Below are 7,808 nucleotides of genomic sequence, written 5' to 3' on the forward strand. Positions count from 1 at the left end.
CGATGGACACCGTGAGCCGCCTGCGACGCCGCGCCCGCCCCGCCCGCCCGGCCCGCCCCGCCCGCGCGGCCACCCTCGCCGTGCTGGCCGCCGCGACGATCACGACGCTCGCGGCCTGCGGCAGCGACGCACCGACCCTGCAGGACCTGCCCTCCGACATAGCGAGCGCCCGGCCGAGCATCAGCGAGCCGGAGGCGAGGTTCGTCCTCGACGCCCGCAACCGCGGCGTCGACATCACGGCCGCGACGCTCACCGACGACCTCGAGACCGGCACGACGACGTGCTGGGCCCTGAAGAACGGCGGGGTGACGCTCGAGCAGATCGCCGTCGACGACGCGGGCAAGCCGCTGGGCAACACCGGCGACGCGCTGCGCACCAAGCAGCTCATGGCCGCGGGCGTCAACGCGTTCTGCCCCGACCAGGGCGACCAGATCAAGCAGCTCGCCCTCCCGTAGCGGTCTGCAGGAACCTGCAACGGAACGGCCCGTTCGTTGACACGGGCGGGCGGCCGGGACACAGTGTGCCCGCCGACGGGGGGCGGAAGGCCCGACGAGGCATCCGTCCCTTCTCCTGCAGGAGTGCCCGTGCGTGCCTCTCGCCCCCATCGACGCCCCGTGCCCGTGATCCGTTCGGCCGGGGTGGCGCTGCTGCTCGTGGGGGCCGCGGGCTCGGCCGCGTGGGCCGATCCGTCGACGCCGGCCCCGGTGGGTGCGGTCGTGCTGCCGGCCGCGCCCAGCGCCGAGCGGTTCGACACCGTCACCGTGCTGGGCACCTCACCCGATGCGATGGTGCTCGAGCGGCGGCCCCCGAACGACTGGCGCGGCAACCCCTTCCCGGCCACCTACGAGGCCGTGATGCCGCAGGGTGCCCGACATGCGCTGCCGAACCTCGACCCCGGGTATCGCGTCGGGTTCGTCGACGGTGACGTGCTGACGACCTGGTCTGACAACCCGGTGTCGGAGGTTCGCCGTCGCAGCGTCTCCACGGGTCAGGTGCTGCCCGGGGACTCGAGCCCCGTGGCGCCCGAGGCAGGACTGGTGGCTGCCTCGGCTGCGGGCTGGGTCACGAGCGCGTCCACGATCGACGGCGTGCACATGGTCTTCACCCGGCCTGACGGCACCTCCGTCGACCTCTCACCACCCGCCGGGCTCGAGCGCAGGATCGTCGGGGCCGGGGGAGATGGCGTCTACTTCTTCGACTCCGTCTCGCCCGACGAGGGCGCGACGCTCAAGCGCCTGGACGCCGCAACCGGAACGGTCTCGGTCCTCACGACCTCGGGCCCGAACGTGGGTCGTGCCCTGCTGACGCCGCATCTGGTCGTGTGGACCCAACGCGTCTGGAACGTCGACGCACAGCGCACGGACGCGAGCCTCTGCCGCGCCGAGCGGACCGATGGGGCCACCACGTGCCGGCCGACCCCCGAGGACCGCTACTTCTCGCTCGCAGCGGCGACGGACACGAGCGTCGCATGGCGCACCACCTTCCCTGCAGAGGTGTCGGTGTCGTCGCTCTCCGGTGACTTCTCCGTCAGACCGGTGTCCGGGGTGGCAGTCTCGGAGCTCGCGGACGGCGACGTGAGAGTGCTCGGCGACCACTTCGTCGCCCGCGGAACCCGTGGCCGTATCTGGCAGTTCGGTTCGGAGGCACGGGCGCAGGTGCTCGACCAGTCCCCGGCCCGGCCGGCCGAGGCGCTGGGCCTGGCCCTGGCGCCGGGCCGCCTCGTCGGCGCCGACAACCGCCGGGTGCTCGACGAGGGCGTGTACCCGGACGACGACTACGACAACGTCTACGCGGGGTGGACGCGACCAGTCACGCAGGGGGAGGTCCCACGGTCGGTGCCGAGCAGCCGACGACGAACGACATCCACCGCAGCGGCTGGGGGAGCGCCGTCGCCGTATCGAGCAGCCGGACCGTCCGGGTCAACCGCCAGATCGCCGCCTCGGTGGTCACCTGCACCGTGACCGTCGCGGACGACGTCGCGCCGGGCATCAGCACGGACGTGCGCGGCTGCAACGGCTCGGTCATCTCCGGGCCCTACTACACGCGTGAGCTGGCGGGGCCTCCCTGGGGCACGGATGCCGTGGTGTCGGTCGACGGGCGGGTGCTGCAGAAGCTCGCGTGGCCCACCGACGGCACGGTGGCGCTCTTCGGTCGACGGGCCGTCTGAGTCGATGCCGACGGCGCGTCCTGGTACCGCGACGTGGAGACCGCGGACGCGCCCAGGCTGCTGCGCGGGGCTGAATGCGGGTGGGCCGCGTGGGGCAACGTCGTGTCGATCTGGGGTCGTCAGGCGGTGGTGGCCCCCCAGTGCGCCGACCACGCCTACCTCCACGACGTCGTGACCGGGGCGGTCCGCACCCTGCCGGCCATGCGTTATCCGAGGCTCGCTGACGGCGGGGTCGTCTACGTCGAGCCCGACTCGACCGATCTCATGGCCCTCGACCTGACCACTGTCGGGGCCACGCCCGTGCGCCTCGGCGAGGTGAACCCCTGGTCGACGAACGACGCTCGTCCCCGCCTCACGGTGGACGACCACCTCGTTGCGTGGCAGGACTACGCGTCGGGCCGTGTCGTGGTCGCGCCGCTTCCGTTCGGACAGAACGTCGCCCACGCGCCACGGCTGCTCGGCACCGTTGCCGCGACGAGCCTGGAGGCGGCTCCCTCCGGGGCCGTCGGCCGCTGGCACGCGGAGTTCGACACGACCAAGCCCCTCGGGTCCTGGCGCCTCGACCTGCGCAACGCCGGCGGGGCCGTGGTCCGCACGTGGACCGGCACGGCGCCGCACGGAGGCATCCGCCTCGACTGGGACGGGCGCCTCGGCACGCGCTGGGCGCCCGGGGGCCGCTACACGTGGACCCTGACGGGCTCGGCCGCCGACGGCGAGGGCGCGCTGCGCACCCTCGACGGCGCACCGGTCGCCTTCACCGGCGTCCTCGTCGTCAAGGACGGCAAGGTGCGAGACCTCGGCTCGGACCGCGTCGCCGACCTGCTGGGCACCGACGCCAAGGGCGGCCTGTGGCGCTGGGACGGCACGGGCGTCGGGACGTTCAGGCCGCGCGTCCAGATCGGCAGCGGCAGGGGCGGGCTGACCGTCGTCAGCGCGGGGGACCTCACGGGCGACGGGCGCCCCGACCTGCTGGTCCGCGACGCGTCCGGCGTCCTGTGGCGCCAGGACGGGACCGGTACGGGCGGCATCCGGCCCCGCGTCAGGGTGGGCACCGGATGGAACGGCTACACGGCGATCGTCGGCGCGGGTGACCTCACCGGTGACGGCCGTGCTGACGTGCTCGCGCGCGACGCCTCCGGGCGGATGTGGCGCTACGACGGCACCGGAACCGGTGGACTGCGCGCGCGGGTCAGCCTCGGTACAGGGTGGAACGCCTTCACCGCGATCGTCGCCGCTGGCGACCTCACCGGCGACGGGCGACCGGACCTCCTCGTCCGCGACGCCAAGGGCGTCCTCTCGCGCTACGACGGAACCGGCGCGGGGTCCTACCGCCCCCGGGTGGCGGTCGGCGGTGGCTGGAACGCCTTCACCTTGCTCGTCGGCATCGGTGACGTCACCGGCGACGGCTCCTCCGACCTGCTGGCCCGCGACGCCGTGGGCACGCTGTGGCGGTACCCGGGCAACGGACGGGGCGGGTTCACCACGCGGGCGGTGTCGGGCGCGGGCAGCTGGCAGTCCTTCCCGCGGCTGTTCTGACACGGCGCGCGCCGTGCGCGTGCGGCCTGCGTGAGAAAAGTCGAGGATCAGTGTCGAACGGCCCGCTGGCCGTTCGACGCAGGACTGACAGGCAACGACCCGCAGAGCACGAGGAGACACCGAGATGCCCCGATTCATGGGATTCGTCAGGATGGAAGAGGGCGTCGGCACGCCGCCCAAGGCGCTGTTCGACGCGATGGACGTCCACATCGGCGAGCGCGCCGCCAAGGGCGTGTTCCTCGACGGCGGCGGGCTGTACGGCACCGAGGACGCCGTGAACTTCGTCGTGCGCCGCGGCGAGGTGAACCGCGTGGACGGGCCGTACGCCGAGTCCAAGGAGGTCGTCGGCGGCTGGGCGATCATGCAGTACGACAGCCTCGAGGAGGCCATCGAGGACCAGCGGGAGTTCGCCGAGCTGCACGCCAGGCACTGGCCCGAGGTCACGGTGGTCGCCACGCTGCGCCAGATCTCCGACGGCCCGGAGGCGCCCACCGACTGACCGGTCGGAATAGTCACCCCCCGGCCGCGGGTTGGCAGGGGGGTGACCAGCACCGCCTCGAAAGCCCAGCTCAACATCCTCGACCTCGTGCCCGTCGCCGACGGCGGCACCGCCGGCGAGGCGATCTCGGCCACCGTCGACATCGCGCGGCACGCCGAGAAGTGGGGCTACGGGCGGTACTGGATGGCCGAGCACCACAACATGCGCGGCGTAGCGTCGAGCTCGACGGCGGTGCTCATCGGGCACGTCGCCGACCACACCGAGACCATCCGCGTCGGGGCCGGCGGGATCATGCTGCCCAACCACGCGCCCTACGTCGTCGCCGAGCAGTTCGGCACCCTCGCGACGATGCACCCCGGCCGCATCGACCTCGGGCTCGGGCGCGCGCCCGGCACCGACCCGTTCACGACGCGCGCGCTGCGCCGCAACGAGGCCGCCGCGATGAACTTCGCCGGCGAGGTCGAGGAGCTGCTCGGCTACCTCGGCGAGCCCGACCCCGACGCCAAGGTGCGCGCCGTGCCCGGCGAGGGGACGAACGTGCCGGTCTGGATCCTCGGGTCGAGCCACGGCGGCGCGCAGGTCGCGGCCGCCCTCGGCCTGCCGTACTCGTTCGCGTCGCACTTCGCACCGGCCGCCCTCATGAGCGCCCTCGAGGTGTACCGCAGCCGGTTCGTCCCCTCGACGCTGCCCGGCGGGCTCGACGCCCCGCGCACCATGGCCGGGATGAACGTCATGGTCGCCGACACGCAGGCCGAGGCCGAGCACCTCTACACCAGCGTGCTCGCCCGCTTCCACAGCATCGTCACCGGGCGCCGCGGCGGCGTGACCAAGCCGACCGGCGACATCGACAGCCTTCTGTCGCAGTGGAGCCCGGCCGAGCGGCAGGCCGTCTCCGACATGACCCGGGTGTCGCTCGTCGGCACGCCCGACTCGGTGCGCGAGGGCCTGGCCGGCTTCGTCGAGGCCACCGGCGTCGACGAGGTGGTCGTCACGTGCGGCGCCTACGACCCCGCCGATCGGCTCAAGACCTACGAGCTGCTCGCCGACGCCTGGCTCTGACCCCGGCGCCACCACCGACCCGCGACCCCGGACGCGGTCGCCAGCCACCCCACGACCTCTGAGAGGCTGCACGCCATGAGCGAGAGAAACCCCGAGGACCTGCGCCGCGTCACGCTGACCCGCGACAGCGTCGGCCGCTACACGGTCCGCAACAGCCGCGGCGGCTCCATCACCGTCAGCTCGGGCACCGACGAGCTGAGCCCCGTCGAGCTGCTCCTCGCGGGCATCGCCGGCTGCACCGCGGTCGACGTCGACACCGTGACGACGCGGCGGGCCGAGCCCGAGCAGTTCGAGGTCGAGGTGACCGCCGACAAGGTCAAGGACGAGCACGGCAACCACCTGCAGGACATCGAGGTGCGCTTCCGCGTGCGCTTCCCCGAGGGCGACGGCGGCGACGCGGCCCGCGAGATGCTGCCCAAGCTCGTCAAGCGGTCGCACGACGAGTGGTGCACCGTGAGCCGCACCGTCGAGCTCGGCCAGCAGGTCACGACGACCGTCGAGTGACGGGCCGCCGCACCGCGCTCAGCGTGACCTGACCTCGGCGTCGATCCATTCGATCGGGTCGCCCCAGCCGAGCCGCCCGACGCCGTGCCTGTCGAGGGCGAGCACGGCCAGGGTGCGGCGGTGCGCAGCGAACGTCAGGACGTGGGCGACCATCGCGCCGTAGCTGCACACGTACGGCGGGTCGCTCGCGGCGTCGACGAAGACGTCGTCGAGCTGGCCCTTGTCCACGGCCTCGCGCACGTGCGCGACGAAGACCGGGGCCGCCTCGGCGAGCCGCCGGCGCGCCGACGTCAGCGACTCGTCGACCTCGACCGAGAAGTCGTACTCCCGGCTGGCCATCGTCGCGTTCCACATCGCCATCTGGCCGACGAGCCGGCTGATGATGCGACGCAGCGTCGAGGGGTCGGGGTCGTCCTCGACCGACAGGACGATCGGCTCGTCGAGCTTCTCGTCGGTGAGCCGGGTGGCGCACTCGATGATCTCGCCGACGAGCCACACGTGGTGCTCGACCATCTTCTGCAGCAGGTCCATGGCGGTGACCCTTCGCCGGGCCGGTAGGCGGATCGTTGCCGGCGGGTGGAAGTGGATGCCGTTGCCCGCCTCGACGCGGATCGCACCGGGGCGCTCGCGCCACGCGGTCGGCGCCAGGCCGTAGGCACGACGGAACGCCCGGGTGAACGCCTCGTGCGAGCCGTAGCCCGCCTCGACGGCGACGTCGAGCACGGGGCGGCGGCTCGCCGCGAGACGGAAGGCGGCGCGCTCGAGGAGCACCCGGCGGCGCAGGGTCCTCGGCGCCTCGCCCGCCGCCGCGCTGACGACCCGGTCGAGGTGGAACCGCGACAGGTGCAGCCGCGCCGCGATCTCCTCGCCCGTCAGGCCGGGCTCGTCGAGGGTGTCGACGAGCACGTCGAGCCAGGCGGCGAAGGTGTCGGTGGCGCTGCTCACGACCCGATCCTCACCGCCGCCCGGCCACGACCGCCCGACCGGGTTTGCTCAGCTGTAGACGACGACCTTGTCACCGACGCGCACCTTGAAGAAGAGGCTCTTGACCTGCGCGTGGTCGGCGATGTTGACGCACCCGTGGCTCGAGCTCGCGTAGCCGAGGCGCGCGAAGTTCGACGAGTAGTGCACGGCCTGGCCGCCGGAGAAGAACATCGAGTACGGCATCGGCGTGAAGTAGAGGTTCGAGATGACGTACTCGTACTTGCGCGAGACGTGGAAGGTGCCTTCGCGGGTCTCGCGACCGGGCCCACCGAACCGTGCCCACATCGCCATGAGCGGCTTGCCGTCGACGACCCACGTCAGGGTGCGGGTGTCCTTGCTGACGCACATGACGCGTCCGGTGCGGCAGCGCGGGTCGAGCGAGCCGATCGTCGGCAGGAGCGGTCGCAGCCCGGCGTAGAAGCGGTGCTTGTCGAAGGTGCCGGGCACGTAGGTGACGGCGAGGAGCCGGGTCCACGTGCGCTGGTCGACGACGCCGGACTGCGGCAGGTTCTGCAGCCGCTGGAAGGCGAGGACCTTCTGCCCGAGCGTCCAGCCGTAGACGCCCGACGCGGCGTAGGGCCACAGGCCCTTCGTGCCGAGCCGGCGCTGCAGCTCGCGGACGTTGGCCGCGGGGGAGGTCGGGCCGAGCACCGTGGCGGTGCGGGTCAGGGCGACGAGGCGTGACCACGTGCGCTGGTCGACGACGGCCGACTGCGGCAGGTTCTGCAGCCGCTGGAAGACGAGGACCTTCTGCCCGAGCGTCCAGCCGTAGACACCCGAGACCGCGTACGGCCAGTACGAGGAACCCGCGAGGCGCAGCCGCACCTGCAGGTCCTTGACCTTCCAGACGCCGCTGCCGGCCGAGACCGCGGTGGTGGTGCGGGTCAGGGCGACGAGACGGTTCCACGTGGCCTGGTCGACGACGCCGTTGACGGACAGCTTCTGGTCGACCTGGAAGGCGCGGACCTTCTGCCCGAGGGTCCAGCCGTAGACGCCGGAGACCGCGTACGGCCAGTACGTCGAGCGCACGAGCCGCAGGCGCACCTGCAGGTCCTTGAC

General features: G+C 72.8%; 9 protein-coding genes. 7 read left to right on the forward strand and 2 right to left on the reverse strand.

Annotated elements, in window-relative coordinates; all coding sequences use genetic code 11:
- From BIV28_RS18815 to BIV28_RS18845, 7 genes are all read left to right on the forward strand, one after another.
- A partial coding sequence (locus tag BIV28_RS18815; protein ID WP_076264071.1) for a DUF732 domain-containing protein occupies window positions 1-455 on the forward strand: 455 nt, incomplete at its 5' end.
- A gap of 159 nt (window positions 456-614) precedes the next feature.
- Complete coding sequence (locus BIV28_RS18820) at window positions 615-1,961, forward strand: hypothetical protein (protein WP_076264072.1); 1,347 nt, start codon at window positions 615-617, stop codon at window positions 1,959-1,961.
- Window positions 1,958-2,167 carry a hypothetical protein gene (locus BIV28_RS18825; RefSeq protein WP_207556117.1) on the forward strand — a complete coding sequence of 70 codons (210 nt, stop codon included), beginning with the start codon at window positions 1,958-1,960 and terminating at the stop codon, window positions 2,165-2,167. The genes BIV28_RS18820 and BIV28_RS18825 overlap by 4 nt, the downstream gene beginning before the upstream one ends.
- Before the next feature lie 33 nt (window positions 2,168-2,200).
- Window positions 2,201-3,703 carry an FG-GAP repeat domain-containing protein gene (locus BIV28_RS18830; protein WP_207556118.1) on the forward strand — a complete coding sequence of 501 codons (1,503 nt, stop codon included), beginning with the start codon at window positions 2,201-2,203 and terminating at the stop codon, window positions 3,701-3,703.
- 151 nt (window positions 3,704-3,854) lie between these two features.
- The gene (locus tag BIV28_RS18835) at window positions 3,855-4,202 is read left to right on the forward strand and encodes a YciI family protein (RefSeq protein WP_242653138.1); all 348 of its coding nucleotides are present in this window, start codon (window positions 3,855-3,857) and stop codon (window positions 4,200-4,202) included.
- A 42-nt stretch (window positions 4,203-4,244) separates the two neighbouring features.
- Window positions 4,245-5,261: an LLM class flavin-dependent oxidoreductase gene (locus tag BIV28_RS18840; RefSeq protein ID WP_076264076.1), complete on the forward strand. Its 1,017-nt coding sequence runs from the start codon at window positions 4,245-4,247 to the stop codon at window positions 5,259-5,261.
- A gap of 75 nt (window positions 5,262-5,336) precedes the next feature.
- A complete protein-coding gene (locus BIV28_RS18845; protein WP_076264077.1) occupies window positions 5,337-5,765 on the forward strand; it encodes an OsmC family protein in 429 nt (142 codons plus the stop codon).
- A gap of 18 nt (window positions 5,766-5,783) precedes the next feature.
- On the opposite strand, the gene BIV28_RS18850 is transcribed toward BIV28_RS18845, so the two are convergent.
- Both BIV28_RS18850 and BIV28_RS19805 read right to left on the reverse strand, forming a co-directional pair.
- Window positions 5,784-6,710, reverse strand: a complete 927-nt coding sequence (locus BIV28_RS18850; protein ID WP_076264078.1) for a helix-turn-helix transcriptional regulator — start codon at window positions 6,708-6,710, stop codon at window positions 5,784-5,786.
- A 48-nt stretch (window positions 6,711-6,758) separates the two neighbouring features.
- Window positions 6,759-7,808, reverse strand: a 1,050-nt coding sequence (locus BIV28_RS19805) for a L,D-transpeptidase family protein (RefSeq protein ID WP_083707519.1), incomplete at its 5' end; no start/stop codon positions are given.

The organism is Intrasporangium flavum (assembly GCF_001956915.1).
Taxonomy (GTDB): Bacteria; Actinomycetota; Actinomycetes; order Actinomycetales; family Dermatophilaceae; genus Monashia; species Monashia flava.